The following is a 26,691-nucleotide window of genomic DNA, read 5'->3' as shown; positions in this document are numbered from 1 at the left end:
AAACACCATGTGACGCGGAAAGTCACACGATGCAGGACTATTTTGCCGCTCTCGCCTTTGCTCTGGCTCTTGCCGGCGCTCTGCGCGCGCGTCTTCTCGGCGCGGCGGCGGCCGGCGCGGCGGTGTCGCCTTCGCCGCGCACGGTCTGCAGGCTCGCCTCCAGCGCCGCCATCAGGTCGGGCACCTCGGCCGGCTCCTCGGCGGCCGGCTGGATCGCGATCTCCTCGCCGGCGGCCTTGCGCTCGATCAGCTCCAGCACGCGCTCGCGGTAGGCGTCTCTGAACTTCCCCGGCTCGAACGGCGCCGCCAGCGACTCGATCAGCTGGCGCGCCATCGCGACCTCGCGCTCGTTCGCCTCGACGTCGCCGAGCGCCTCCAGCTCGTCGAGCCGCTCGGGCGAGTTGACCTCGTCGCCATAGAGCATCGTCGACAGCGTCAGCACGCCGTCGGCGGGGCGCAGCGCGCACAGCTGCTGGCGGCTGCGCAGCACGAAGCGCGCGATCGCGACCTTGCCGGCCTCCTCCATCGCGCTCAGCAGCAGCCGGTACGCCTTCGCGCCGCCGGTGCTCGGAGCGACGTGGTAAGCGCTCTCGTAGTAGACCGGGTCGATCTCGACGAGGTCGACGAACTCCTCGATGTCGATCGTCTTCGTCGCGCGCGTGTCGAGCGCGTCGAGCTCCTCCTGCGTGACCGTCACGTAGCGGTCGGGCGAGACCTCGTAGCCCTTGACGATCTGGTCGTACGGGACCTCTTCGCCGTCGATCGAGCAGACGCGCTTCTGCTTCAGCCGCCCGCCGTCGGCGGCGTGCAGCTGGTTGAAGCGGACCGACTTCGGCGAGGTGGCGCTGTACAGCTTGACGGGCACGTTGACGAGCCCGAAGCTGATCGCGCCGCTCCAGATCGCGCGTGGCATGGGAACGATCCTCTACCCCCGCGCCCCGCCGATCAAGCGGTGGGCGCGGGGTTGCACGTCATCTCCCCGCCGGCGGCGGGGGCGACATCGTCTCGCCCATCCGCTCCAGCGAGCGCCGCAGCAGCCGCGAGACATGCATCTGCGAGATGCCGACCCGCTCCGCGATCTCGCGCTGCGTGAGGCCGGCGAAGAAGCGCAGCAGCACGATCCGCCGCTCGCGCTCGCTCAGCACGTGGAGGCCGCGGCTCAGCTCGATGCGCTCCTCCGCCAGCTCGAACTCCGGGTCCTCGGAGCCGATCCGCGCGACCGGCTCGCCGTCGTCGCCGAGCGGCTCCTCCAGCGGCACGGTGCTGTACGCCTGCGCGCCCTGGAGCGCCTCGAGCACCTGCTCGGGGGTCGAGTTGGTCGCCTCCGCGAGGTCCTCGATCGTGGGCGAGCGGCCGAGCTTGGTCGACAGCCGATCGGCCTCCCGGGTGACTCTCGCGCTCAGCTCCTGGAGGCCGCGCGAGACGCGCACCGACCAGGCGCGGTCACGGAAGTGGCGCTTGATCTCGCCGAGGATCGTCGGCACCGCGAAGGTGGAAAAACGCAGCTCGCGGGAAAGATCAAAGCGATCGACAGCTTTGATGAGCCCGACGCAGCCGACCTGTTCGAGGTCGTCGAGCGGTTCCCCGCGATTCGCATAGCGCCGAGCGAGCGAGCGGACGAGCGGCATCATCCGCTCGATCAGCGCCTGCCGCGCACGCTCGTCGCCGTCTTCGTGCCAGCGGCGGAGCAGCTCACGCTCGTCGCATGCGGCAACGTCAACCCTCGGGCGAACAGCCGTTGCGGACACGGGTTGCGCCTCCTTCGTCGGGTGCCCAGTCCTTGATGGCCATGCTCGCGCGCTCGGAGGGCATGACAAGGTGGGCAGACCCGGTCAGTGGTGAACAGGCGTCCGGTGCGCTACAACCCTAGGGTGGACAAGAGTGGACAGACGATTGCCGCAACCGAGTTCGCGTCCCTCACCGGCGTCTCGCGCGAGCGGCTGCGCACCTGGGAGCGCCGCTTCGGCTTCCCGCTGCCGCGCCGCAGCGGCGACGGGCCGCGCCGTTACGCGCTGACCGACGCCGCCCGTGTCGTCGCCGTCCGCCGTGCCGCCGAGCAGGGTGTGCCGCTCGCGCGCGCGATCGAGGCCTCCGGCGTCGTCGCCGAGACGCCGGCCGTCGCCGACGCGACGCTCGCCGCCGTCGTCGAGCACGCCCCGACGCCGACGCTGATCGTCGCCGGGCCGACGCCGCTGCAGGTCCTGTGGGCGAATGGGCCGCTGCGCGCCTTCCCCGCCGACGACGCCGCCGGCCAGCCGCTCGACGGGCTGCCGTGGTTCGCCGGCAGCGACCTCGAACGGACGCTCAAGACGCTCTTCTCCTCCAACGCGCCCGCGCTCGAATGCGCCCACCCGGCCTGGAACGGCGGCAGCGACCGCGCTCGCTCGCTCGCCTGGCGGCTGCCGATACGCGACGGCGAGCCGCCGACGGTCGCGCTCGTCGGGATCGACCGTGCGCAGGACCGCCGCACCCGCCGTGAGCTGGTCGAGACGCGGCGCGAGCTGAGAGCGCTGCGACGGCGCGAGCAGCGCCAGGAGAGATGGCTGGCGCTGGCGGCGGCGCTGGCGGAGCGCTTTCAGCACGAGGCCGGCGACGCGGTGCTGGCGACCACGGCCGACACGCTCGTGCGCAGACTGTCGGCGGTCGACGCCGGGATCGCCGTCTACATGGCCGGCGAGCTGGCGCTCGGCAGCTCCAGCCGCGCGCTGCTGGGGCCGCGGATGGTGACGGTCACCGGCTACGCCGACCTGACCGCGCTGATGCAGGCCGGCCAGCCCGGCTGGCTCTCCCCCGCCGCCGGCGGCGCCTTCGGCGCGCCCGGCGGGCTCCACAGCCTCGCCGTCCCGATCACTGTCGTCGGCGAGACGCTGGGGATGCTGCTGCTGGTCTTCGACGAGCCGACCGAGCTCGACGACGACGCCCGTCAGCTGCTGACGGTCGTCTCCGCCGGGCTCGGCTTCACGCTGCTGCGCGATCGGCTGGTCGAGTCCTCCAAGGGCTAGACCGGACGCGCGCCGCCACGGCCCTCGCGGCGCGAGGCGACCATGCGGTAGAGGAACAGCACGAGCATCACGCCGATGACGGCGCCTATCAGGCCGCCGAGGTCGAAGATCTTGTCGTCGCCGATGCCGAGCAGCTCCGTGAAGACGAAGAAGCCGGCGAGCGCTCCGACCAGCCCGAGCAGCGTCGTCGCGATGAAGCCCTGCGGCTCGTGGTCGTCGCCGGGCATCAGCCACTTGCCGAGATAGCCCGCGACGATGCCGAGGATGATGGCGCCGATCATGCGGCCCTCCTTGCGATCCGCGCCCGCGCGGGATGCGCGGGTACGCTGAGAGCGTTCCCGTTGCGGGCGAAACGGACGCGCGGGCGGTCAGCCGGCCGGCGGCGCGACCAGCGCGGCGAACAGCCTGTCGAGCGTCTGCTGCGGGTCGCCGCAGAGGCCGGTGTGGACCGGCGACGGCTGCACGAGCGCGCTGGAGGGCGCGGTCAGCCAGCCGAAGCGGTCCGAGCGGTCCATCCGCGCGACCGCGCCGGCGCTCTCGTCACCCGCCGCGATCCGCTCGACGGCGCGCAGGTGGCGGGCGAGCGCGTCGACGTCGAGGGCCGGGTCGAGCGCGTGCAGGCGGGCGGCGTCGGCCTGCGTGCGGGCGCCGAGGAAGCGGTGGCGGCGGCTGTGGACGACGACGCCGACGTTGAGCGCCTCGCCGCGCGGCAGCGACGGCACGGCGCGCAGGATCGCGTACTGGAAGACCTCGCGCGGCTCGCGCGCGGCGGGCGCGGGCGTGGCCGGCGCGGGTGTGCGCGGCTCGCGCTCACCCATTGCGCGCCTGCTCCGCCTCTGCGACGAACGCCCGCCGCTCGCGCAGGCGCGCCTCCAGGTAGCCGACGTACGCCTGCGCCCCGCCGTCGCCGAGCCACTCGGGCGGCACGAGGCCGACGAGCCGCTCCAGCAGCTCGCGCGTGACGAGCGGCGCCAGGCGCGCGTCGGCCTGCTCGATCGAGCCGGCGAGCGGCAGCAGCACGTGGTCGCGGATCGCGGGGAAGGCGCTGCCGGCCTTCTGCGGGTCGAGCCCGGCGTGCTGCTTGTAGAGCGCGGCGCCGTGGTCGATCAGCCACAGTCTCCCGTGCCAGGTCATCAGATTCGGGTTGCGCGGCGTGCGGTCGACGTTCTCGCTGTAGGCGTCGAGCCAGACGATCGCCGCCGCCAGCTCCGGGTCGACGGGGAAGTCCTCCAGCGCCGGGTTGTACGGCAGCGCGCGCGGCAGGAAGTCGAGCCCGACGTTGCGGCCGGCGCTCGCCTGCAGCAGCTCCTGGATCTCCGGGTCGGGCTCGGCGTCGGGCAGGTGCGGGTCCAGCTCGACGTAGACCAGCTCCGGCACCGGCAGCGCGAGCGCCCGCGCCAGCTCGCCGACGATCAGCTCGGCGGCGAGCGCCTTCGGGCCCTGGCCGGCGCCGCGCAGCTTGACGACGTAGAGCCCGTCGTCGTCGGCCTCGACCAGCGCCGGCAGCGAGCCGCCCTCGCGCAGCGGGGTGACGTAGCGGGTGGCGGCGACGGTGCGCACGGGCGCGCACACTAGCTTCCGGCCGGGGTGGACGCGTGCCGGGCGCCGCTATCGTGCGGCCGATGAGCGATGGGAACGGCAGTGCGGTGCGGGTCAGCCTGCAGCTGCGCTTGAACGACTTCGACGTGCTCGGCCACCTCAACCAGGCCGTCTACCACGAGCTGCTGGAGCAGGGCCGGATCGCGCTGCTGACGCAGCTCGCGAGCGACTCCAACGAATACGTGCTGGCGCACGTCGAGCTGGACTACCGCCGCGAGGTGCCGGTGCCGACGCGCGAGGTCGTCGTCGAGACGTCCGTCGAGCGGGTCGGGAGCTCCAGCGTGCGGCTGGCGCAGCGGCTGCTGCGGCCCGACGGCGAGGTCGCCGCCGAGGGCGTCTCGGTGCTCGTCGGCTGGGACCGCGAGGCGCGCTCCTCACGCAAGCTGCGCGACGACGAGAAGCAGGCCTACGCCGCCTTCGCGCCGGCCGGCGACGCGGCGTAGACGGCGCGGGCGCGCCGCGTAGACGGCGCGGGCGCCGGCGCGGCGTCCGCGGGCAGGGCCGCTAGAACAGCTGGCCCTCGCGGGCCGCGCCCTGCGTGAGCTCCAGCGGCCACGAGCAGAGCGAGCCGCGGCCGGGGCAGCCGTCGCAGAGGCGCGGGCCGGGCTCGGGCGCGACCGGGAAGTCGCGCCGCAGCACGCGCTCGGCGCGCGCCTCCAGCTCCCGCTCCAGCGCGGGGACGTCCTGCCGGCGGAAGGTCGCCGCGACCGGCGCCTCGGGCCGTTCGAGGAAGCAGTGGACCAGCTCGACCTCGGCCGCGCCGTCCATCAGCGCCGCGAGCGAGTAGGCGGCGCGCTGGATCCCGTACGACTCCCTCACGAGCTGCTCGGGGTCGGCGCCGCCGAGGCGGTCGGACTTCCAGTCGACGACGAGCGTCCGGATCCCCTCTCTCGCGATCACGTCGAAGACGCCGACCAGCGGCAGGCCGCCCAGCTCGAACGCGAACGGCTGCTCGCGGCGCAGCTCTCTCGCCTGCGCGAGCCGCTCGCGCAGCGGGCTGGCGAGGAATCTGACGACGAGCGCGCGGATCGCGTCCAGCTCCTGGCGCGCGGGCTCGACGCCCGCGACCCGCAGCGCGGCGCGGCGGACCGCGTCGGCGTCCGGCGGCTGCGCCCGCACGAGGTCGATCTGCTCCAGCAGCGCATGGACGATCGTGCCGCGCGTGGTCGCCTGCAGGCCGCCGCCTCCGCCGCCTCCCGCGCCGCCACCGCCGCGGATCCACGGGTCGTCGGCGGCCGGCAGCCTCAGCACGCGCTCCAGGTAGAAGCGGTAGCCGCAGCGCGCGTGCAGCTCCAGCGCCGTGTAGGAGAGCGCCCCGACCGGCGCCGCCGGCAGCGCGGCCGGCGCCGGCTCGGCGGGGAGTCTGCGGCTCTCGCCCTCCAGCGGAGGGGCAGAGCCGCAGACTTCGGCAGACTCGGCGGGCGCGGGCGGCGGCGGGAGGGTCGCGGGGCGGGTGACGCTCCAGGCGACGTGCAGGCCCGGACCGACCTCGGCGACGCCGGCGGGGTCGTCGGCGTCGGGGGCGGCCAGTCTCGCGATCTCGGGCACGAACGCGGGGCCGATCCAGGTCAGCGGCGGGACGCCGGCTCTCCACTCGGGCCACGGCTCGGTCGCGATCCCGCCGGAGAGGATCAGCTGCTCGCGGGCGCGGGTCATCGCGACGTAGAACAGCCGCGCCTCCTCGTCGGCGTCGGCGCGGGCGCGGGCGTCGCCGATCGCTCTGTACGCGAACGCCGGATGCGGCCTGCCGCCGTCGAGCGAGCGCAGCTTGAGGCCGACGCGGCCGTCTCTGCCGACGCGCACGACGTCCCCCGCGAACGGCGAGCCGCGCCCCAGGTCGGCGACGCAGACGACCGGGAACTCCAGCCCCTTCGCGCGGTGGATCGTCATCAGGCGGACGGCGTCGAGCGCCTCGCCCTCGACCGGCGCCTCGCTCTCGCGGTCCTGCTCTCTGGAGCCGTCGAGGCCGCCGCCGAGCTGCATCACGAGGTCGACGAAGCCGCGCAGGTCACGGCCGTGGTCGACCTCGTACTCGCGCGCCAGCCGCATCAGCTTGCGCACGTTCGCCAGCCGCCGCGCGCCGCCCGGCAGCCGCAGCAGCTCGAGGTCGTAGCGGGTGTGGTGGAGCACGCGGTCCAGCAGCGTCTCCAGCGAGTGGCGTGGCGCCGTCACGCGCTCGCCCGGCAGCCACTCGCGCAGCCGCAGCACGCGCGCGCGGTCCTCGTCGGCGAGCGCGTCGAGCAGCTGCGTCGACTCGATCAGCACCCACCACGGGTCGGCCTCGTCGTCGCGCTTGAGCGCACGCGCGGTCGCGACGACCTGCACGAGCGCGTCGCTGGAGAGGCCGACGAGCGGCGAGGCGAGCAGCGTCTGCAGCGCGACGCCGTCACGCGGGTTGGCGAGCGCGCCGAGGTAGGCGATCAGGTCGCGCACCTGCTGCTGGGACCAGTAGCCGCGCCCGCCGATCACGTAGGTCGGGATCGCGAGGTCGGTCAGCGCGCGCTCGTAGACGGCGAGGTCGCCGGTCGCGCGCAGCAGCAGCACGACCTCGCCCGGCCGTCTGCCGCCGTCGATCAGCTCCCGCACGCGCGTGGCGAGCACGCGCGACTCCGCGATCCGCCACAGCGGCGCCGGAGCCGCCATCCCCTCCGGCACGAGCCCGCTCTCGCTCCAGTCGGCTCTGCTGTCGACGACGATCAGCTCGACCCGCGGCCCGGCGACCGGCGGCGCGTCCGCGGGCTCGCTGCGGCCGGGGACGAGCGGCGTGAAGCTGGCTCTGAAGCGCGGTTCGAAGGCGACGTTGAGCGTCTCCAGGATCTCCGCGTGGCTGCGGAAGTTGGTCGCCAGCGTCGCGGTCCCGCCGCTGCCGGCGAGCTGCGCGCGGCGGCGCCGGAACAGCTCGACGTCGGCGTGGCGGAAGCCGTAGATCGACTGCAGCTCGTCGCCGACGGTGAAGAGGCGGTCGCCGGCGATCCGCTCCAGCAGCTCCAGCTGCAGCGGGTTGGTGTCCTGGAACTCGTCGACCATCACGTGCACGAACCGCTCGGCGTAGCGGGCGCGCAGGTCGTCGTGCTCGCGCAGCAGGCGGTTGGCGCGCAGCTCCAGGTCCTCGAAGTCGACCGCCGAGGCGGCGGCCTTCGCGCTCGCGTAGCGGCTCGCGAAGCCGCGCAGCAGCGCGTCGAGCAGCGCGTGGACGACGAGCCCGTGGGCGTCGGCGCAGGCGTCGGCGTATCTGCTCAGCGCGTCGCGGTAGCCCTCGCAGCCGGGCCCGGCGAGCGCTCTGCCGTTTCTCGGCAGCGCGTACTGCCCCAGCTCGCTCGGGTGCGGCGGCGGCGCGTCGGCCGGGGCGGCGGCGAGCCGCTCCAGCAGCAGGCCGCACTCGGCCAGCGCCAGCCGCGCGCGGTCGACGGTCGCGCCGTCCTTCGCGCCGGCGACCTCGGACTCCGCCTCGATCCGCGCGATCGCCAGCGACGCCCGCGCCGGCTCCAGCGGCGCCGGCTGCGGCTCGGGCAGGCTCGGCTGCTCCTGGCCGCGGCTGCGCAGCTCGCCGTGCAGGTCGAGGATCGCCTCGCGCAGGTCGCCGGGGCGGTAGGCGGCGATCAGGTCGAGCGCCGGCTCGCCGTGCTCCTCGGCGAGCGCGTCGAGCGCGGCCTGGAAGGCCTCGTCGGCGAGCGCTCTGGAGGCGTTCTCGTCGAGCACCTCGAAGCGCGGGTCGATCCCGGCCGCGAGCGGGTGGGTCCGCAGCAGCCGCGCGCAGAAGCCGTGGATCGTCGAGACCCAGGCGCCCTCGGTCTGGCGTGCGCGCTCGGGATCGCCGAGCGTCTCGAAGCGGCGCCGCACGCGCTCCTTCAGCTCCGAGGCGGCCTTCTCGGTGAAGGTGATCGCGAGGATCCGCGCGACGTCGACGCCGTCCTCGCGGACCGCGCGGACGAACCGCTCGGCCATCACCGAGGTCTTGCCGGAGCCGGCGTTGGCGGTCAGCAGCAGGCCGCCGCGATGGTCGATCGCGGCCTGCTGCTCGCGCGTGAAGGGGACGGACGCGCTCACGCGTCGACCACGCGGCAGATGCCGGGGTAGGCGCAGCCGTCGCGGCTGCAGCGGTCGGGCGCCGGCACGAGCCGGCCGGCGCGCAACTGGACCGACAGCTGGCAGGCGCGCTCGGAGGCGGCGGCCAGCTCCTGCTCCAGGTCGGGCTGGGAGCGGCGGTCGGTCTTGACGACGGCGACGCCGGCGTTGACGTCCTCGCGCACGATCCCGCGCGCTCTCAGGTTCTCGCCTCGCAGCGGCTGGTAGACGCCGCCGACCGGCGTCCGTCTCAGCAGCTCGCGCACGACGACCATGTAGAGCGCGACCTGCAGCTGGTCCTCCGCTCTCCACTGCGCGACCGGCCAGCCTCTGCCGGGGCGGCCGCTCTTGTAGTCGCGCACGAGCGCTCTGCCGGCGAGGTCGAGGTCGACGCGGTCGATCACGCCGCGCAGCCGCAGCGGCTCCGCGCCCGGCTGCTCCAGCGAGTGCAGCTCCAGCGCCGGCAGCCCCGCCTCCCCCATCCCGAACTGCAGCTCCAGCTCCGCCGGCTTGAAGGCGCCGCCGGCCTCCGCCTCGTGGCGCAGCAGCCGCAGCACGTCGGCGGCGATCTCGTGCGCGGCGGCCGCCTGCGCCGCTCTGCCGCGGCCCAGGACCCACTTCGGCGACTCGACCGCGACCGCCTCGCGCACGACCGTCTCGACCTCGGCGAAGCGGTCCAGCGGCAGCGGCCAGTCGAGCGACGCCAGCGACCGCTCCAGCACGGCGTGGATGCAGGAGCCGCGCGTCATCGCCTCCGGGTCGGGCTCGAAGCGGGCCGGCTGCAGCTCGCTCTCGACGAACCAGCGGACCGGGCAGCGGGCGTACTTCTCCAGCGCCCCGGCGCTCAGCACCTCGCGCTGGCGCAGGCGCGCGGTCGCGGCGGCGCTGAGCGAGGCGATCGGGCGCGGCTGCAGGCGCGGGCCGGCGAGCGCCTCGGCGCGAGCGCGCTCGGCGGCGGTCGGCGCCTGCGCCAGCGGCCACGTCACCTCTGACAGCGGCCGATGCGTCTCCGGCAGGCCCGGCAGGACGGCGCGCACGTCGTCGACGAAGAACGACGGCAGCGCGGGATTGCCGTCCTCGTCGGCGTCGCGCGTGCTCAGCAGCAGCCGCCGCCGCGGGCGCGAGACGGTCGCGTAGAAGAGGTATCGCTCGTCGGCGAGCGCGTCCTCGCGCGGCGGCAGGCCGAGCCCGGCGGCGATGTTCAGCTCGCGCCGCAGCTCGTCGGGCAGGAACGGCTCGGGGTGGGCCGGGCGCGGGAACTCGCCCTCCTGCAGGCCGCAGACGATCACCGTGTCGAAGCGGCGCGCGCGGATCGCGAGCGGATCGGCGACCAGCACCGCGCCGGCGCGCGGCGGCGAGCCGAGCGCCACCTCCAGCTCCGCCAGCGTCGCCAGCAGCGCCGCCGGCGCCAGCAGCTCGCCGGCGCGGCGCGGCTCGGCGGCGACCAGCTCGCGCAGCTCCTCGACCGCTCTCAGCAGCGCCGCGAGCGCGCGCGCGTCCGCCTCCTCGGCGGCGTCGAGCTGGCGGGCGGCGCCGCGGTGCGGGGCGACGAACAGCGTGCGGGCCTCGCGCGCGAGCGCGCCCAGCAGCGCGGCGGGACCGTCGGCGGCGGCGCCGCGGAGGCGGTCGAGCTCGCGCAGCGGCCAGCCGCCGGGCGCCTCCTCCCAGGCGGCGCGGGCGGCGTCGAGGTCGCGCAGCGCCCGTCTGCGGACGGTCAGCTCGAGCTTGTCGGCCAGCTCCAGCTTTCTCAGCCGGCCGGGCGTGCGCAGGTAGGCGAGCAGGTCGGCCGGGCGCGCCTCCTCCGGCAGCAGCGCGCAGCGCGCCAGCGCCAGCAGGCCGCGGCCGAGCGCGGTGTGCGCGAACGGCACGCGCCAGTCGAGCGCGTGCGGGATGCCGTAGGCGCCGAACAGCTGCTCGACGAGCGAGGCGGAGCGGGCCGGCGAGCGCAGCACGACCGCGATCTGCTCGCCGGGGACGCCGTCGCGCAGCAGTCTCAGCAGCTCTGCCGCGACCAGCTCCAGCTCGGCGCGCTCGCCGCCCGCGACCAGCAGGCGGACGGCGTCGCCGGGCTCGGCCTGCGCCGGCTGCGGCTCGAACAGGCCGCGTTCGAGTGCGTGCAGCGGCGTGCGCGCGGCGTCGTCGTACCAGTCGTCGAGCGCCGGCATCGCCTCGACCTCGTCGGCGATCTGGGTCAGCTCCTGGACGGTGCCGGCGCGGCCGGCGAACGCCTCGCGGCCGGGCTCCCAGGTGAGCGCGACGAGCACCTCGGCGCCGGCGACCTTGCCGATCGTCTCGATCGCGTCGCGCTCGATCCGCGTCAGGTCGTCGAAGCCGTAGAAGATCACCGGCGTCTCGCCCCAGGCGCCGGGCTGGGCGCGCAGCGCGTCGAGCGCTCTCCAGGCGAACAGCGCGTCGTCGTCGCGCCCGGCGCGCTCCAGCGCGCGCGCGAAGCGGTCGTAGATCGCGGCGACCTCGTGCAGCGTCGGCGGCGCCTGCGGCAGCGCGCGGACGGCGGCGGTGAAGCGCTGGGGCGTGATCAGCGCCCGCTCCAGCTCGGCGGTGAAGGCGCCGGCGGCGTGCAGGAAGCCGCGCGTGGAGGCGATCGGCGCCAGCGCCTCCAGCGGCGCCTGCGCGATCGCGTCGGCGACGAGCCGCTCGCGCTGCAGCGGGGTGACGGTCCGCCGCACGTAGCCGGCCCGCAGCGCGACCTCGCGCACGAAGGCGTTGAAGGTGCCGACGCGGCCGCCGCGCCGCACCGGCAGGTCGTGCGCCAGCTCGCGCTCGTAGGCGAGCACGTCCTCGGCGGTCGGCACGACCAGCCACGGGTCGCGCCGCAGCCGCGCGCGGAAGGTGCCGAGCGCGGCACCGGCCTTGGCCGCGTTGGCGGGACCTGTCAACAGCTTCAGCATCGTGCTTCGCATTGCGAGTTCCACGACGGCGCGTGCCCATGCGGCGCCGAAGCGGGAACTCGCGGGGTCGTCGGGACGCGCGTCACGCATCCCACGACATCACGCCGGCAGGACGTCAGGCGACGGCGGCCTGTCTGCCGCTGTCGGCCTCGGCGACCGCTCTCGTCGTCGCGGCCTCGCCCTCGGCGACCTCCGCCTCCGGCGGTCTCGCGCCCTCGCGCGCCCACGGCTCGTCGAACTCGACGCGCCATCTGCCCTCGGGCGTCTGCATCAGCGCCAGCCGCGAGCGGAACGATCTGCCGGCGCGGCTTCTGAAGCCGGTCACGGGCCGCTCGGTTCTGCCGGTGCGGATCAGCTCCTTGACGATCGCCGCGCTCAGCGTCTTGCCGGCCTTCGCCTTCCAGATCACGAAGCCGCAGCCCGGATCCTCGCGCGACCAGCACGAGTAGCCCTTGCGGTTCTCGACGATGTCGTGGCCGCAGACGGCGCAGGGACCGAGGTTGGCGCGCGGGATCCGCACGTCTCTGAGCTTCTCGTCCAGCTCGGTGATCGTCCCCTCGGCGAACTTGACGATGTCGCCCATGAACGCTCTGCGCGAGTCGGTCCCCTGCTCGATCTTCGCGAGCCGGTGCTCCCAGTCGCCGGTCAGCGACGGCGAGGTCAGCGGATGCTCGCCGAGCAGTCTGATGACGTTGACGCCCTTCTCGGTGACGACCAGCGCGCGGCCGTCGCGCTCGATGTAGCCGACCTGCAGCAGCCGCTCGATGATCGCGGCGCGGGTCGCCGGCGTGCCGATGCCGGAGTCCTTCATCGCCTCGCGCAGCTCCTCGTCGTCGACGAGTCTGCCGGCGGTCTCCATCGCGGCCAGCAGCGAGCCCTCTGAATAGCGCCGCGGCGGTCTCGTCTCCTTCTGCTCGGAGCGGACGTCGCGCGTGTCGACCTGCTCGCCCTGCTCGAGTCTCGGGAGCTGCTGCTCGCGGCCCTCGTCCTCCTCGCCCTCTCTCGGCTCGACGTCGGCCGACTCGCCGTAGACGCCGCGCCAGCCGGGCTCCAGCATCACCTTGCCGCGGGTGCGGAAGACGTGGCCGGCGACCTCGGTCTCGACCGAGGTGTTCTCGAACACGGCGTCGGGGTGGAAGACGGCCAGGAAGCGACGTGCGACGAGGTCGTAGATGCGCCGGTCGTCGTCGCTCATCTTGTCGACCGGGTGCGGCGCTCTGGTCGGGATGATCGCGTGGTGGTCGGTGACTCTGGCGTCGTTGACGACGCGCGCGAGCGGCAGCACGTCGAGCGACAGCACGTATCTGGCGCCGGCCGCGTACTCGCTGCGCTCGCCGACGATCTCGGCGATCGGCTTGATCTCGGGGATCATGTCCGTCGGCAGGTAGCGCGAGGCGGTACGCGGATAAGTGAGCGCCTTGTGCTCCTCGTAGAGGCGCTGGGCGGCGGCGAGCGTGCGTCTGGCGGAGAAGCCGAAGCGCGAGTTGGCCTCGCGCTGGAGCGAGGTCAGGTCGAACAGGAGCGGGACGCGCTCTCTGCGCTTTCTCTTCTCCAGCTTCGTGATGACGCCCTGCGTGCCGCGGCAGGCCGCGACGACCGCGGCCGCGAACTCGGCCGAGCCGATCCGCGGGCCTCTGCCGTCGCCGCTGCCGGCGGCGACGTGGAAGCGGCCGTCGTAGAGCCGCTCGCCGGCGGCGGCGAAGGAGGCGTCGACGGTCCAGTACGGCTCCGGTCTGAAAGCGCGGATCTCCTCCTCGCGGCGGGCGAGGATCGCGAGCGTCGGCGTCTGCACGCGGCCGAGCGAGACAGCGCCGTCGAACGACGAGCGCAGGCGGATCGTCGCCGCGCGGGTCGAGTTCATGCCGACGATCCAGTCGGCCTCCGAGCGCGAGCGGGCCGCGTCCTCGAGCGAGCGCATCTCGCCGCCGTCGCGCAGCTGGCCGAAGGCGTTTCTGATCGCGGTCTGCGTCATCGACGACAGCCACAGCCGCTGCACCGGCAGTCTCGAGCCGGCCTTCTCGTACAGGTAGGCGAAGATCAGCTCGCCCTCGCGGCCGGCGTCGCAGGCGTTGATGACGAGGCTGACGTCGTCGCGGCCGAGCTGGCGCTTGACGACGTTCATCTGTCTTCTCGAGCGCTCGTCGCGCACCACGAGTCTGAACTTCTCCGGCACGATCGGCAGATCGGCCATGCGCCATCTCTTGTACTTGTCGTCGTACTCGTCGGGCTCCGCGAGCTGGACGAGGTGGCCGACCGCCCAGGTCAGGATGTGGTCGGGGCCTTCGAGAAAGCCCTCGCCTCTTCTGAACGGTCCCGAAAGGACTCTGGAGAGGTCTCTGCCGACTGAGGGCTTCTCGGCGATGACGAGCGTCTTCGACATGGGCCGTGCAACATAGCGCCCCGGGCAGCGGCTCGCGCTCTCCGTCGCCGCGACGCCAGTGTCATCGGGCACAAGGTCCGCTGGATACGGCAACGCCGCGGCTGCCGTCGGCGACCGCTCTGCGCACGATCGCGTTCGGCACGCCGTAGCCGCCGGGCCGGCCGCTGGTGGTCGCGGCGAAGACGGTCGTCAGCACGCGGCCGGAGGCGTCGACGACCGGGCCGCCGGAGTTGCCGCTGCGGACTCTCCCGCGCAGCGTCGTCAGCGCGCGCGACACCGGTCCGTTGCCGTAGGCGTCGTCGGACAGGACGGTGCGGGTGGCGCCGATGCGGGCGGCGCGCACGTCGAACGGCCCGTTGAGCGGGTAGCCGAGGATCGCCCCCGCCGTGCCGCTGGCCGGGTCGGGCGCGAGCCCGAGCGCCGGCAGGCCGAGATCGGGCACCGCCAGCACCGCGACGTCGTTGTGGGGATCGAAGTGCACGAGCGTCGCGTCGAGCGAGGCGCCGGTGCCGCCGCGCTGGACGATCGTGTCGCTCTGGCCGGCGACGACGTGGGCGTTGGTGACGACGAGCCCGTCGCCGGCGACCCAGCCGGAGCCCTCGACGCCGAGGCCGCAGGCGTTGCCGAGGATCCGCACGACGCTCGGCGCGGCCGCCTTCACACCGGGCCTGTTCAGCACCGCGCGCGACGGCGGCGGCACGTCGGCGCCGGGCCCGTGCAGTGACGGCAGCGGGTCGAAGCGGGCGAGCGCGTTGAGGATCGGGCCCGACGGCGGCAGCAGCTCGTTGAGCCGTCTCAGCACCGCCGAGCGCTGCACGTCGGCGCGCAGGTCGCGGATCCCGGGCGTCTGCAGCACGACGGCGCCGGCGACCCACACCAGCCCGAGCGCCAGCGCGGCCGACAGCAGCGCCCCGAGCGCGCCGTCGAGCGCGCCGAGGCCGGGCAGCTTGAGCGTGCGCCGCAGCTGCGTGCCGAGCGTCTCCAGCCCGCTCGACAGCAGCCCGCCGACCAGCAGCGCGCCGGCCAGCGCGAACAGCGCCGCGTAGGGCGAGTGCGAGCCGTCGGGCAGCAGCAGCGGGCCGACGCGCGCGCCCAGCACGGCGCCGAGCGCGAAGCCTGCCAGCGACAGCGCGCCGACGATGAAGCCGCGCTGCCAGCCGAACAGGGCGAAGAGGGCGACGAGCGCGGCGATGACCCAGTCGATCGTGGTCACGGTATGGCGAAATCATGACGGGTCGGCGCTCGCGCGCGCCCGTCCCCGCAAATAGCGAGTTTCCAGTTTTCGCGTGGATGATCTACTCTCGCGTGCACGTGGAGGCAGGTCATCGGTATGGGGGCGCGCGGCATGGCGGTCCGTCGCGATACAGCGCCGCAGACGTAGAGCGGCGTCGTCGACTGCTGCGCCGGCTGCTTCCCGTCGTCGGCGGCGTCGCCGTGATCGCGCTCGCGATCGGCTTCTTCGCCAGCCGCGATCCCGGCCGCGGCGCGCGCGAGACGGCCGAGAAGTTCGCCGCCGCCTGGGCCGTCAACGACTACAGAAGAATGTACGAGCTGCTCGACGAGCGTTCGAGAAGAGCGATCGGCCTCGACGCCTTCCAGCTCGCCTACCGCGACGCTGCCACGACCGCGACGACGAGATCGCTGACGGTCGGCCAGATCAGAACGAACGAGGGCGACACCGTGCCGGTCCCGGTGACGGTGCGCACGCGCGTCTTCGGCACGATCCAGGGGATCCTCGACGTGCCGACCAGCGGCGACGGCGACGACGCCCGTGTCGCCTGGCGCAGAGCGCTCGTCTTCCCCGACCTGCAGCCCGGCGAGGCGCTCACGCGCGAGACGAGCATGCCGGAGCGCGCCTCGCTGCTGGCGCGCGACGGCGCCGTGCTCGCCAAGGGCGCCGACCGCACCTCCGACATCAGCGACGTCGCCAGCCAGATCGTCGGCGGCCTCCAGCAGATCCCGGCCGCGGAGCTGCCCGTCTACCGCGCGCTCGGCTACCCCGACGACGCGCGCGTCGGCGCCTCCGGGCTGGAGCGCATCTTCCAGCAGCAGCTCGCCGGCACGCCCGGCGGCCGCCTGCTCGGCGGCTCGCGCGTGCTGGCCAGAACGGAGCCGGCGACGGCCGCGGCCGTCAAGACGACGATCGACCCCGAGATCGAGCGCTCGGCGATCGCCAACCTCGGCGGCCGCTACGGCGGGATCGCCGCGATCGACCCGCGCAACGGCGAGATCCTCGCGCTCTCCGGCGTCGCCTTCTCGGGCCTGCAGCCGCCCGGCTCGACCTTCAAGATCATCACGCTGACCGGCGCGCTGGAGGCCGGCATCGCGAAGCCGACGACGCAGTACCCGGTCGTCAGCGAGGCGCTGCTGTCGGGCGTGCCGATCCAGAACGCCAACGGCGAGTACTGCGGCGGCACGCTGGTGCAGTCGTTCGCGCACTCCTGCAACTCGGTCTTCGCGCCGCTGGGCGCGAGACTGGGCCCGGAGAAGCTGTTCGACGTCGCCGAGCGGTTCGGCTTCAATCAGCCGCTCGGGATCCCCGGCTCGGCCGTCTCGACGATCCCCCAGCCGGCCGACATGGGCGACGACCTCAACGTCGGCTCGACCGCGATCGGCCAGGGCCTCGTGCAGGCGACGACGCTGCAGATGACGCTGGCGGCGGCGACGATCGCCGACGGCGGCAAGCGGCCGGTGCCGACGCTGCAGCTGGGCGCCAGACCGAGATTCGTGCGCGTCACCTCGCCGAGAGTCGCGCGCGAGGTCAGCAAGATGATGGACGCGGTCGTCGCCGAGGGCACCGGCACCGCCGCGCAGATCGACGGCGTCAAGGTCGCCGGCAAGACCGGCACCGCGGAGCTGCGCAGCACGGTCGCGCCGGCCGACGGCGAGGAGACGCCCGACCACCTCACCGACGACATCCCGGACACCGACGCCTGGTTCGTCTCGTTCGCGCCCGAGGACAACCCGCGCGTCGCGGTCGGCGTGCTGTTCACCGAGGCCGGCGCCGGCGGCGAGGTCGCCGCCCCCGCCGCGCGCGAAGTGCTCGTCACCGCGCTGCAGCGGATCAGATAGACGAAAGCCCCAGCCGAGGCCGGGGCTTTTGCGAAGCGTGTCGATCTGCCCGCCGGACAAGCGCCGGCGGACCGAGCGCTACATGTCCAGCTGGACGGTGGAGACGAGGCCCTCTTCCGGGGTGATCTCGAACTCGACCGGAGCGTTCTGGTAGATCGTGTGCGGCACCTTGAACAGCACCAGCGAGCCCTGGATCGGGCCGGCGCCGGCGGCGCTGTTGGGGTCCGGCAGGATCGGCTGGCCGTTGCCCGACTTCTTCTCCACGACCTTCGCCGTGTACTTGAAGGGGTTCGTGTCCTCGATCTCGATCGGCTCGTACTCGTTGCCGGCGGCGTCGAGCAGTCTGAAGTCGTCGGCCGACGGGTGCGGGTTGTCGGTCGTGTTCTCGGCGCGGATCCAGACGCCGAAGAACTGGTCCTCAGGTCTCAGCTCGGCCTCGGCCGGGGCGACGCCCTCGAGGAACTGGCTGTCCTGGACCGACGACGGGTTGAGCGCGCGGCTGATCTGCACCTGGTAGACCAGGTCGCCGGCCTGCACGTTCACCGACTCGTTCTCACCTCTGGTGACGGGTTCGCTGGCGTTGTAGCCGCAGGCTGCGAACGACAGCGCGACCAGCAGGGCGCCGACGAGCGGGGGGGTTCGAAGAAGTCTGTTCGTCATGAGCGGTCGCGGAGTCTATCCGTCTCGTGCCGTGTCCGGCAGCGTTCGCCGTGTCGGGCTTGTCCTCGCCGCGCCTGGCGGCGTCCTCGACCCTCGAAATGGCAGAGCCATTCCATCGGGTCTGCGTCCTTGCCAGCCACGACGATGACGGCGCCGGACACGCCGGACGCCACCGGACAAGGCACTAGCGGCCGGCAACCGTCACTCGACGGCCGCGGTCGCGGTTCTCCTCCAGGATCGCCTGGAGGCGCCGGAGCGACTTCGCCGTCTTGCGCTTCCACCAGCCGCGGCTCTCGCGCAGGCGGTCGCTGGGCATGTTGCTCTCGGACTCGAAGCGGTACTCGACGCGCGTCTGACCGCCGGGCTGCTCGGTCAGCGTCCAGATGCCGACCGTGCGGTTGCGGTTGAACTTGCCGCTGCGGCCGCGCTCGACGATGCGGCCCGGGGCGACCTCGACGAGCGTGTAGTCGGCCCAGCTGAAGCGGTTGAACGGCAGCTTCACGCGGAAGCGCGCGCCGGCGCCCGTGCCTTCGCTGTCCTCCCGCAGCAGGTGCCAGTCCTCGAGGAAGTGGTCCTTGAACTCCGGGTGGTTCGCCACGTCGCTCAGATAGGCGACGATCTCCTCGCGCGGACGGGCGATGAAGGCGGTGACAGTGACAGGCTCCATAGCGCGGCCAAGTCTACGCCAGCGGGCGCGCGGACGACTCGCCCCCGCCCGCGGGGAGGCCGGCCCCAGAACCCGCCCTACGCGGCGCGGACGGCGCGGCGGCGGGCGGCGCGGCGGTCGCGCTCGGTCCGCTCGGGACGCTGGTCGGTGATGCGCACGGTGTTGCCGTGCTCGCCGCCGTGGACGACGCGCGAGCCGACCGGCTGCTCGCGGCGCTCGCCGCGGCACAGCTCGCACAGCACGCGGCCGCCCTCGTACTGGTGGACGCGCTCGCCCTGGAGCGGGGTGCGGTGGCAGCCGTCGCAGGTGTCGCGGCCGGCCGAGAGCGCCATGACGCTGCGTCGCAGCAGCTGGCGCTCGAGGTCTGCGGACTGCGAGATGCGGAGCATGCCCTTGTTTTCGGCTTCCCGCGGCCGACGCCCTCTCGTGACAGAAATCCTGCATGACAGACCGAACGCCAGCATGCTGACGCACTGGAACTCTGCATAGGGGATAAAGTTTCGCCCGCCCTGCTACGGGTAGGAGAGAACGCGAGGCGATCGCCCCACGGCGCTCTCCTGAACCATACTTCGCTCGTGACACTTGTTACTTGCGTGCCGCTTGCCCGGTGCCCCCGCTCCGGGCCACGCAACGGAGGTCGAAGACCATGCAGGCTCTTACTTCGGGAACCCTCGCCGGAACCGGCACGTTTCGTTGCGTCGAATGTGACTACGTCGTCTCGCTCGCCGCGGCCGACGCCCTCCCCGCCTGCCCCAGCTGCGGCGGGACCGAATACGCACGGGCCTCCCTCTTCACCGCGCACGGCGTCTCCGCCGCGAGCGTGCCCGAGCAGATGGAGGTCGAGGCGGAGCAGTGGCTCGGCGGCGTCCGCGACGGCATCGAGAACGCCGGTCAGTACCTCGTCTACCAGGAGGACGGCGCGGCCGTCGTCCACGAGCTGACGCGCGAGTGGACAAGGATCGGCCGCAGCCTCGCCGCCGACGTGCGCTTCGACGATCCAACCGTCTCGCGCCGCCACGCGCTCGTCGTACGCCGCGCCGACGGCGTGCGCGTGCTCGACGACCGCTCGCTCAACGGCGTCTTCGTCAACAGCGAGCGGGTCGAGTGGCACGCGCTGCGCGACGGCGACGAGCTGGTCGTCGGCAGGCACCACCTCTGGTTCGTCGACGTGCCGGCCGTGACGGGGACGCGCGAGTTCAGCGCGCTGCAGGCGCCGCAGGCGCTCGCCGGCTGACAGGTCAGACAGCTGACCCACGCGGGCGGCGCCTGTCGCCCGCGACCGCGTCTATAGTGCGCGGCTCTGATGGCGACCACGATTGCGGTCCTCTCCCAGAAGGGCGGCACCGGCAAGACGACCACGGTGCGAACGCTGACGGACGTCTTCCGCCGGATCGGTCTCGCGACGCTCGCGGTCGATCTCGATCCGCAGGGCAACCTGTCGGACTACCTCGACGTCGACCCGTCCGCCGAGCCGACGGTCGGCGACGTGCTGACCGGCCGCGCCAAGGCCGCCGACGCGATCCACGACGACGTCCTCCCCGCCAACCTCGGCCTGGCCGAGGCGGAGCTGACGCTCGGCGGCAAGATGGGCCGCGAGCTGACGCTCAGAAAGGCGCTCAGAGAGGTCACCGACGGCTACGACGTCGTCCTGATCGACTGCCCGCCGGCGCTTGGGCTGCTGACCGTCAACGCGCTCGTCGCGGCCGACTGGGCGCTGCTGTCGGCGGAGGCGCAGTACTTCGCGATGCAGGGCGTCGAGCAGGCGCTCGAGGTGATCGAGCTGGCGCGCGACAACCTCAACCCGGGGCTGGAGTGGCTCGGCGTCGTGCTGAACATCGCCGACATGCGCACGCGCCACTCGCGCGAGGCGTACGACTCGCTCAGAGAGCACTTCGGCGAGAAGCTGGTCGAGCAGACGATCCGCTCCTCGATCGCCTACGCCGAGTCCGCCGAGCGGGCGCTGTCGATCGTCGACTACCGCCCCGACCTCGGGCTCGACTACCTGCTGGTCGCCGACGAGCTGCTGCGGCGGCTCGACCTGAGAGGCGCGCGGCGGAGACTGAAGCCGCTGATCGAAGCGGCCTCCAACGGCCACAAGCCGGACGCCTGAGCGCCCGCTTCCGAGCGCGCGCAGAACGGGCCGTACGCTGTGTCGGTGACCGTTCGCGCCGCTTTTCTGGCCGTGCTCGCCTGCGTGGTGACGGCGATCGCCGGCTGCGGCGGCGACGAGCCGACCGCCGCAGCCGTCCCGCCGCGGACGGTGACCGTGCAGGCGCCGCCTGCGACGGCGCCGCAGGCCGCCGCTCCTGAGGGGCGCGATATGGCGCCGAACGCGACCGCCACCGCGCCGGCGGCTTCCGCGTCGGCCCCGGAGCCCGCCGCCGCCTCAGCGGGCGCGCGCGACCGCGATGCCGTCGGAGGCGCGGCCGCGCCGGCGCCGCAGGCCGCCACCGCCGCCCCCGCGCCGGCCGGCAGCCGCGACGCCTCCGCCTCCGCGCGCGCGGTCACGAGCGTGCGCCCGACGATCCACCTGCTGCGCAGCACCGCGCTGCGCGACCGGCCCGGCGGAAAGGTGATCGGGCGACTGACCCCGAGAAGCGAGTTCGACTCACCGACCGTGCTGCCGGTCGTCGCCGTCCGCGGCGACTGGCTCGGCGTCGTCACCGCGCGGCTGCCCAACGGCCGCGTCGGCTGGATCTCCGCAGCGGTCCGCTACCAGGCCCACCGCAACCGCTGGCAGATCGACGTCTCGCTGAGCCGGCGCAGCGTCGAGGTGCGCCGCAACGGGCAGATCGTGCAGCGCTTCCCGGTCGCGATCGGCGGCGAGGGGACGCCGACCCCGACCGGCCGCTTCGCCGTCACCGACAAGCTGCTGACCGGATCGGGCTCATCCCCCTACGGCTGCTGCATCCTCGCCCTCAGCGGCCACCAGACCTCGACGCCGCAGGGCTGGGGCGGCGGCGACCGGATCGCGATCCACGCGACCAACCTGCCGCAGACGATCGGCACCCGCGCCAGCGCCGGCTGCCTGCGCGCCCCGACCGACGCGATCCGCAGAGCGGTCGACACCGTCCCGATCGGGACGCTCGTGACGATCCGCGCCTAGACGACTTCGACGACGTCCGCGCCCTGCGTCTCGAAGGGGACGCGGAGGACCTGCGCCCAGCCGGCGGCGCGCTCGCGCAACGCCTCGGCGACGGCGGCGGTCTGCTCGTAGTGGCTCCAGACCAGCACGGTCGGGCCGGCGCCGGAGATCGTCGCGCCGAGCGCGCCGAGCTTGCGCGCGTCCTGCACCAGCTCGGCCGACTTCGGGTAGAGGTGGGCGCGGTGCGGCTCGTGCAGGCGGTCGTCGAGGCCGCGGCCGACGAGGTCCCAGTCGCCGCGCGCCAGCCCGAGCGTCAGCAGCGCGACGTGGGCGACGTTGTGGACGGCGTCGGCCATCGGCACCTGCTTCGGCAGCGCGGCGCGGGCGGCGGCGGTGCGGACGGCCTCGTGCGGGACGACCAGCAGCCCCTCCAGCCCGGTCGGCGGCTCGATCCGCGTGACCGTGCCGTCGGCGCAGACGACGACGCCGCCGTGGATCGCCGCGGCGACGTTGTCGGGGTGGCCCTCGATCTCGCAGGCGAGCTTGAAGACGTCGGCGTCGAGCTCGAAGAGGTGGTCGGCGGCGGTCAGGCCGGCGACGATCGCGGCGGCGGAGGAGCCGAGCCCGCCGGAGAGCGGTATCTCGGATCTGATCCGGAAGCTGAAGCCGTCGGAGGGGTGGAGCCGCTCGAAGGCGCGCACGATCAGGTTCCTGCGGTCTCTCGCGATGTCGAGGTCGGTCTCGATCGCGAACTGGCCGGTCTCCACCACCTCGACCTCCAGCCGCAGCGACAGCGCGGCCGCGAGCACGTCGAAGCCGGGCCCGAGGTTGGCCGACGAGGCGGGGACGCGAACGACGCGGCGACGCTGCATCTAGCCGAGGACGGCGCGCTCGACCGCTTCGAACGTCGGCTCGCAGGGCAGCACGCCGCCGACCTGGTCGAGCGCGGTGTCGGGGTCCTTGAGGCCGTGGCCGGTGAGGACGCAGACGATCCGCTGCGCGTCGCCCGCGCCGTGGACCATCAGGCCGGCGACCGAGGCGGCCGAGGCCGGCTCGCAGAAGACGCCCTCTCTGGAGGCGAGGAAGCGGTACGCGTCGAGGATCTGGTCGTCGGTGACGGCTCTGACGGCGCCGTGCGAGGAGGTCATCGCGTTCATCGCCTCCTCCCAGCGGGCCGGGTTGCCGATCCGGATCGCGGTCGCGATCGTCTGCGGGTTGGCGACCGGCGCCCCGCTCACCAGCGGCGCCGCGCCGGCGGCCTGGAAGCCGAACATCGCCGGTCTGTGGCCGACCTCGTTGAAGCCCTTCCAGTACGCGCTGATGTTGCCGGCGTTGCCGACCGGGATGCAGAGCGCGTCGATCGAGGCGAGCTGCTCGATGATCTCGAACGAGGCCGTCTTCTGGCCTTCGAGGCGGTATCTGTTGACCGAGTTGACGAGCGCGATCGGGTGGCGGTCGACGACCTCGCGCACGAGCTTGAGCGCCTCGTCGAAGTTGCCGTTGAGCGCGATCACGCGCGCGCCGTGCATCAGCGCCTGGGCCAGCTTGCCCGTCGCGATCTTGCCCTCCGGCACGATCACGGCGCAGCGCAGGCCGGCGCGCGCGGCGTAGGCGGCGGCGCTGGCGGAGGTGTTGCCGGTCGAGGCGCAGATGACCGCCTCGGCGCCCTCGCGGACGGCGGCGGAGACGGCGCAGGTCATGCCGCGGTCCTTGAACGAGCCGGTCGGGTTGAGGCCCTCGTACTTGAGCCACACCTCGGCCCCGACGCGCTCGGACAGCGTCGGCGCGTGGATCAGCGGGGTCGAGCCCTCGCCGAGGGTGACGACCGGGTCGTCGTCCGCGAACGGCAGGCGGTCGCGGTAGCGCTCGATCAGGCCGACGCTCATGCTGAGAACTCCTCCTCGATGACGCGGATCGCGCGCGGGTCGGTCCGCAGCGCCTCCAGCGTCGCGATCTGCTCGACGGCCGCGAAGAAGCGCGACTCCAGGACGGGATGGACGACCATGACGAGGCGGGCGTTGTCGCCCAGCCCCTTCTGCACGACCGACTTGACGGAGATGCCGTGCTCGCCGAGGACGCCGGTGATGCGCGACAGCACGCCCGGCTCGTCGAGCACCTCCAGGTGCAGGTAGAAGGAGGAGACGACGTCGGAGACGATCTCCAGCCTGGCGCTCGTCTCCGGCGTCGAGGCCGGCGGGATCATCGCGCTGATGACGTCGCCGAGGACGGCGCTGGCCGTCTGCGGGCCGCCGGCGCCGGGGCCCGACATCGTGATCTCGGTGATCGACGGCGACTCGATCGTGACGGCGTTGAAGGGGCCGTCGATCGAGGCGAGCGGGTGGCGCGCGTAGAGGAAGGCCGGGTGGACGCGGACGGAGATGCCGCCGTCGACGCGCTCGGCCGTGCCGATCAGCTTCAGCCCGAGGTCGAGGTCCCTCGCGTACTCGAGGTCGTCGGGGCCGATCCGCTCGATCCCCTCGTAGACGACCTGGTCGAGGTGGACCGGCGTGTCGAACGCGAGCCGCGCGATGATCGCCATCTTGGCGGCGGCGTCCTTGCCGTTGACGTCCTCGGACGGGTCGGCCTCGGCGTAGCCGAGCCGCTGCGCCTCGGCCAGCACCTCGGCGTACGGCGCGCCGGTGCGGGCCATCTCGCTGAGGATGAAGTTGGAGGTGCCGTTGACGATCCCGTGGATCCGCTCGACGTGCGCCGCCGCCAGCGACTCCTGCAGCACGCGGATGACCGGCACGACGCCGGCGACCGCCGCCTCGAAGCGCAGCTGCACGTTCTGCTCGCGGGCGATCGCCCACAGCTCCTCGCCGTGCTGCGCGAGCAGCTGCTTGTTGGCGGTGACGACGTGCTTGCCGGCGCGCATCGCGCGGATCACGTAGTCGCGCGCCGGCTCGATCCCGCCGATCAGCTCGGCGATCAGGTCGGAGCCGGCGAGGATCTGCTCGAAGTCGCCTCTGGAGCGCGTCAGCACGCCCGAGATCTCGGGCGTGAGCCCGGTCACGTGCGCGATCTGGTCGGCACGCTGGGGCAGCAGCTCGGCGAAGGCGGCACCGACGGTGCCGTAGCCGAGCAGGCCGATGCGGAAGGGAGCTGGTTCAGAGGTCACGGGCAGCCAGATCGTCGTAGGTCTCACGCCGGACGACGACACGCGCGTCGCCGTCCTTGCAGAAGATCACGGGCGGTCGGGGGATCCCGTTGTAGTTGTTGGCCATCGCGTGGCCGTAGGCGCCGGTCGCGGGGGTGACGAGCACGTCCCCCGCCTTCGGCTCGTGCAGCGGCACGTCGCGCACGATCACGTCGCCGGACTCGCAGTGCTTGCCGGTGACGTGCGCTCGCTCCCCCTGACCGGCGAGCGCGGGACGGTCGGCGAAGAACGCCTCGTAGACCGAGCCGTAGAGCATCGGGCGGAGGTTGTCGGACATGCCGCCGTCGACGCCGACCCACGTCGAGACGTTGCGCTTGATCGTCTCGACCGTGTACAGCGTGACGGTCGAGTTGGCGACGAGCGAGCGGCCCGGCTCGATCAGGATCCGCTTGTCCCTTCCGAGCAGGTCGTGCAGCGCGCTGACGTTGGTGTCGACGTACTGCTCGATCGTCGGCGGCTGCTGCGCGGCCGTGTAGGCGACGCCGAGGCCGCCGCCGAAGTTGTACGTCGGGAAGTCGCCGAGCGACGCGAGCGCCTCGACCGCCGGGCGGTACGCCTCCAGGCTCAGCAGCTGCGAGCCGATGTGCATGTGCAGGCCGACGAGGTTGAGGCTCGGCGATCTGCGCAGCCGCTCGATCGCGAGCCTCGCGTCGTCGAGGCCGAAGCCGAACTTCGAGTCGGCCTGGCCGGTCGAGATCTTCGCGTGCGTTCTGGCGTTGACGCCGGGCGTGACGCGGACCAGCACCGCCTGGCGGATGCCGCGCTCGCTCGCGATCCGCTCCAGCCGCTCGATGTCCATGAACGAGTCGAGCACGACGTGGCCGACGCCGGCGTCGATCGCCTGCTCCAGCTCGGCGAGCGACTTCGCGTTGCCGTGCAGGTAGATCCGCTTCGGGTCGAAGCCGCCGCGCAGCGCCAGGTGCAGCTCGCCGCCGGAGGCGACGTCGCAGACGAGGCCCTCCTCCGCCAGCACGCGGTAGACCGCGGTGCAGGGGAAGGCCTTGGAGGCGAAGAGGACGTCGAAGTCGTCGTGGCGGGCTCTGAGCGCCTCGACGAAGGCGCGCGCCCGCGAGCGGATGTCGTCCTCGGCGACGACGTAGGCCGGCGTGCCGAACTCGCGCGCCAGCTCGACGGCGTCGCAGCCGCCGATCTCGAGGTGTCCGAGGTCGTTGACGCGGCTCCCGAGCGGGAGCACGTAGGAGAGCTGTTGGGTCGCGGCCATCGCGGCCGTGATTATGCCGGCTCGCCGGGGTGCGAGGCGCCCGACCCCTCCCCCGCGGCCGTCACCGCCCGCGCGCCGAGGGCGTCGCCCCCGCGCGCGGACGCCCGCACAGCTATCTCGTGGCGGCGGTGCCTCTGCTGCCGCCGAGCAGGCCGCCGACGAGGCCGCCGGTGCCTCTCACCACGCCGCCGACGGTGTCGGTCGTCGTTCTGACGACGCCGCCGACGACGCCGCCGGTCTGCGTGACGGTGTCGCCCAGCCCCGGCGCCACCTGGTTGACGACGTCGCCGACCGGTCTCGTGACGCCCTGGACCGTCTGGTCGAGCGTGCCGCCGGTCTGCTCGACGGTGCCGCCGAGGTTGTTGGTCGTGTCGTCGACGGTGTCGCCGACGGCGCCGGTGACGCCTGCGAGGCCGTTGGTGCCGGCCGTGCCGGTCCCGCCGCCGGTTCCCGAGCCGCTGCCGCTGCCGCCCGAGCCGCCGCTGCCGGGGCTGCCGGGGCTGCCGTTGGCGCCGGGGCTGCCGTTCGCGCCCGGGCTGCCGGTGCCGGCGTCGCCGGCGCCGGGGTTGCCGCTGCCGCCGGGGCTGCCTTCGGCGCCGTTCGCGCCGTCGGCCCCGTTGGCGCCGGTCCCGCCGCTGCTGCCGGTCCCGCCGCCGTTGCCGCCGTTGCCGGTCGTTCCGCCGCCGGTCTGCGTGCCGCCGCTGTAGGGCGTCGCGGTCGGCGCGCTCGTGCCGCTGTCCTGGTCGGCGCGCGTGCCGTGCAGAACCCCGCTGCCGCTGCCGCCACCGGCCGCACGGCGCTCGCCGCCGCCCGCGCCCGCACCGGCTCCCGCCCCGCCCGCGCCGGCCGCCGCCGCGGCGCCGGCCGGCAGCG

At 73.6% G+C, this 26,691-nt stretch carries 22 protein-coding genes and 1 pseudogene; 6 read left to right on the top strand and 17 right to left on the bottom strand.

Features of this window, described 5'->3' with window-relative positions:
* Nucleotides 1-37: 37 nt before the first annotated feature.
* Together Q7L73_RS19985 and Q7L73_RS19980 are read right to left on the bottom strand one after the other, a co-directional pair.
* Nucleotides 38-913 carry a Ku protein gene (locus Q7L73_RS19985; protein WP_304694956.1) on the bottom strand — a complete coding sequence of 292 codons (876 nt, stop codon included), beginning with the start codon at nucleotides 911-913 and terminating at the stop codon, nucleotides 38-40.
* Nucleotides 914-971: 58 nt separating this feature from the next.
* Nucleotides 972-1,628 carry a SigB/SigF/SigG family RNA polymerase sigma factor gene (locus Q7L73_RS19980; RefSeq protein WP_304694960.1) on the bottom strand — a complete coding sequence of 219 codons (657 nt, stop codon included), beginning with the start codon at nucleotides 1,626-1,628 and terminating at the stop codon, nucleotides 972-974.
* Between the two features lie 243 nt (nucleotides 1,629-1,871).
* Here Q7L73_RS19980 and Q7L73_RS19975 point away from each other — a divergent pair, with 243 nt between their 5' ends.
* Complete coding sequence (locus Q7L73_RS19975; protein ID WP_304694955.1) at nucleotides 1,872-3,002, top strand: MerR family transcriptional regulator; 1,131 nt, start codon at nucleotides 1,872-1,874, stop codon at nucleotides 3,000-3,002.
* Here Q7L73_RS19975 and Q7L73_RS19970 read toward each other — a convergent pair.
* The 3 genes from Q7L73_RS19970 to Q7L73_RS19960 form a co-directional block, all read right to left on the bottom strand.
* Nucleotides 2,999-3,283 carry a GlsB/YeaQ/YmgE family stress response membrane protein gene (locus Q7L73_RS19970; protein ID WP_304694954.1) on the bottom strand — a complete coding sequence of 95 codons (285 nt, stop codon included), beginning with the start codon at nucleotides 3,281-3,283 and terminating at the stop codon, nucleotides 2,999-3,001. The two genes, Q7L73_RS19975 and Q7L73_RS19970, sit on opposite strands and share 4 nt — an antisense overlap.
* An 87-nt stretch (nucleotides 3,284-3,370) precedes the next feature.
* Complete coding sequence (locus tag Q7L73_RS19965) at nucleotides 3,371-3,820, bottom strand: DUF3037 domain-containing protein (RefSeq protein ID WP_304694953.1); 450 nt, start codon at nucleotides 3,818-3,820, stop codon at nucleotides 3,371-3,373.
* Entirely contained in the window at nucleotides 3,813-4,562 is a 750-nt protein-coding gene (locus Q7L73_RS19960) for a HipA family kinase (protein ID WP_304694952.1), read from the bottom strand. The genes Q7L73_RS19965 and Q7L73_RS19960 overlap by 8 nt, the downstream gene beginning before the upstream one ends.
* A 62-nt stretch (nucleotides 4,563-4,624) precedes the next feature.
* On the opposite strand from Q7L73_RS19960, the gene Q7L73_RS19955 reads away from it, so the two are divergent.
* The gene (locus tag Q7L73_RS19955; protein ID WP_304694951.1) at nucleotides 4,625-5,044 is read left to right on the top strand and encodes a thioesterase family protein; all 420 of its coding nucleotides are present in this window, start codon (nucleotides 4,625-4,627) and stop codon (nucleotides 5,042-5,044) included.
* Between the two features lie 61 nt (nucleotides 5,045-5,105).
* Here Q7L73_RS19955 and Q7L73_RS19950 read toward each other — a convergent pair whose 3' ends face one another.
* From Q7L73_RS19950 to Q7L73_RS19935, 4 genes are all read right to left on the bottom strand, one after another.
* Complete coding sequence (locus Q7L73_RS19950) at nucleotides 5,106-8,648, bottom strand: exodeoxyribonuclease V subunit beta (protein ID WP_304694950.1); 3,543 nt, start codon at nucleotides 8,646-8,648, stop codon at nucleotides 5,106-5,108.
* Nucleotides 8,645-11,575: a PD-(D/E)XK nuclease family protein gene (locus tag Q7L73_RS19945; RefSeq protein ID WP_304694949.1), complete on the bottom strand. Its 2,931-nt coding sequence runs from the start codon at nucleotides 11,573-11,575 to the stop codon at nucleotides 8,645-8,647. The genes Q7L73_RS19950 and Q7L73_RS19945 overlap by 4 nt, the downstream gene beginning before the upstream one ends.
* Before the next feature lie 115 nt (nucleotides 11,576-11,690).
* Entirely contained in the window at nucleotides 11,691-13,955 is a 2,265-nt protein-coding gene (locus Q7L73_RS19940; RefSeq protein WP_304694948.1) for a type IA DNA topoisomerase, read from the bottom strand.
* Nucleotides 13,956-14,016: 61 nt separating this feature from the next.
* On the bottom strand, nucleotides 14,017-15,168 hold the full coding sequence (locus Q7L73_RS19935) for a MarP family serine protease (protein WP_304694947.1): 1,152 nt from the start codon (nucleotides 15,166-15,168) through the stop codon (nucleotides 14,017-14,019).
* A gap of 221 nt (nucleotides 15,169-15,389) precedes the next feature.
* Here Q7L73_RS19935 and Q7L73_RS19930 point away from each other — a divergent pair, with 221 nt between their 5' ends.
* Entirely contained in the window at nucleotides 15,390-17,027 is a 1,638-nt protein-coding gene (locus tag Q7L73_RS19930; protein ID WP_304694945.1) for a penicillin-binding transpeptidase domain-containing protein, read from the top strand.
* A 78-nt stretch (nucleotides 17,028-17,105) separates the two neighbouring features.
* On the opposite strand, the gene Q7L73_RS19925 is transcribed toward Q7L73_RS19930, so the two are convergent.
* From Q7L73_RS19925 to Q7L73_RS19915, 3 genes are all read right to left on the bottom strand, one after another.
* On the bottom strand, nucleotides 17,106-17,687 hold the full coding sequence (locus Q7L73_RS19925) for a hypothetical protein (RefSeq protein WP_304694943.1): 582 nt from the start codon (nucleotides 17,685-17,687) through the stop codon (nucleotides 17,106-17,108).
* Between the two features lie 184 nt (nucleotides 17,688-17,871).
* Nucleotides 17,872-18,354 carry an SRPBCC family protein gene (locus Q7L73_RS19920; RefSeq protein WP_304694941.1) on the bottom strand — a complete coding sequence of 161 codons (483 nt, stop codon included), beginning with the start codon at nucleotides 18,352-18,354 and terminating at the stop codon, nucleotides 17,872-17,874.
* A 77-nt stretch (nucleotides 18,355-18,431) separates the two neighbouring features.
* Nucleotides 18,432-18,743 carry a hypothetical protein gene (locus Q7L73_RS19915; RefSeq protein WP_304694940.1) on the bottom strand — a complete coding sequence of 104 codons (312 nt, stop codon included), beginning with the start codon at nucleotides 18,741-18,743 and terminating at the stop codon, nucleotides 18,432-18,434.
* Between the two features lie 218 nt (nucleotides 18,744-18,961).
* Here Q7L73_RS19915 and Q7L73_RS19910 point away from each other — a divergent pair, with 218 nt between their 5' ends.
* From Q7L73_RS19910 to Q7L73_RS19900, 3 genes are all read left to right on the top strand, one after another.
* Nucleotides 18,962-19,588, top strand: coding sequence for an FHA domain-containing protein (locus Q7L73_RS19910; RefSeq protein ID WP_304694938.1), 627 nt, complete (start codon nucleotides 18,962-18,964; stop codon nucleotides 19,586-19,588).
* Nucleotides 19,589-19,657: 69 nt separating this feature from the next.
* The gene (locus Q7L73_RS19905) at nucleotides 19,658-20,464 is read left to right on the top strand and encodes a ParA family protein (protein WP_304694936.1); all 807 of its coding nucleotides are present in this window, start codon (nucleotides 19,658-19,660) and stop codon (nucleotides 20,462-20,464) included.
* A gap of 45 nt (nucleotides 20,465-20,509) precedes the next feature.
* A complete protein-coding gene (locus Q7L73_RS19900; RefSeq protein ID WP_304694934.1) occupies nucleotides 20,510-21,460 on the top strand; it encodes a L,D-transpeptidase in 951 nt (316 codons plus the stop codon).
* On the opposite strand, the gene thrB is transcribed toward Q7L73_RS19900, so the two are convergent.
* The 5 genes and pseudogenes from thrB to Q7L73_RS19875 form a co-directional block, all read right to left on the bottom strand.
* The gene (thrB, locus tag Q7L73_RS19895) at nucleotides 21,457-22,311 is read right to left on the bottom strand and encodes a homoserine kinase (RefSeq protein WP_304694932.1); all 855 of its coding nucleotides are present in this window, start codon (nucleotides 22,309-22,311) and stop codon (nucleotides 21,457-21,459) included. The two genes, Q7L73_RS19900 and thrB, sit on opposite strands and share 4 nt — an antisense overlap.
* Nucleotides 22,312-23,325 (bottom strand): threonine synthase, encoded by a 1,014-nt coding sequence (gene thrC / locus Q7L73_RS19890; RefSeq protein WP_304694931.1) that lies wholly within the window; start codon nucleotides 23,323-23,325, stop codon nucleotides 22,312-22,314. It lies immediately after the preceding gene.
* A complete protein-coding gene (locus tag Q7L73_RS19885) occupies nucleotides 23,322-24,557 on the bottom strand; it encodes a homoserine dehydrogenase (protein ID WP_304694929.1) in 1,236 nt (411 codons plus the stop codon). The genes thrC and Q7L73_RS19885 overlap by 4 nt, the downstream gene beginning before the upstream one ends.
* Nucleotides 24,547-25,818: a diaminopimelate decarboxylase gene (lysA, locus tag Q7L73_RS19880; protein WP_304694928.1), complete on the bottom strand. Its 1,272-nt coding sequence runs from the start codon at nucleotides 25,816-25,818 to the stop codon at nucleotides 24,547-24,549. The genes Q7L73_RS19885 and lysA overlap by 11 nt, the downstream gene beginning before the upstream one ends.
* Nucleotides 25,819-25,930: 112 nt before the next feature.
* Nucleotides 25,931-26,691 (bottom strand): annotated as a pseudogene (locus Q7L73_RS19875) (hypothetical protein); the annotation flags it as partial.

Source organism: Conexibacter sp. CPCC 205762 (genome assembly GCF_030646155.1).
GTDB lineage: Bacteria > Actinomycetota > Thermoleophilia > Solirubrobacterales > Solirubrobacteraceae > Conexibacter.
Note: the sequence above shows the minus strand (reverse complement) of the source record. Positions and strands in the feature narration are given on the sequence as shown.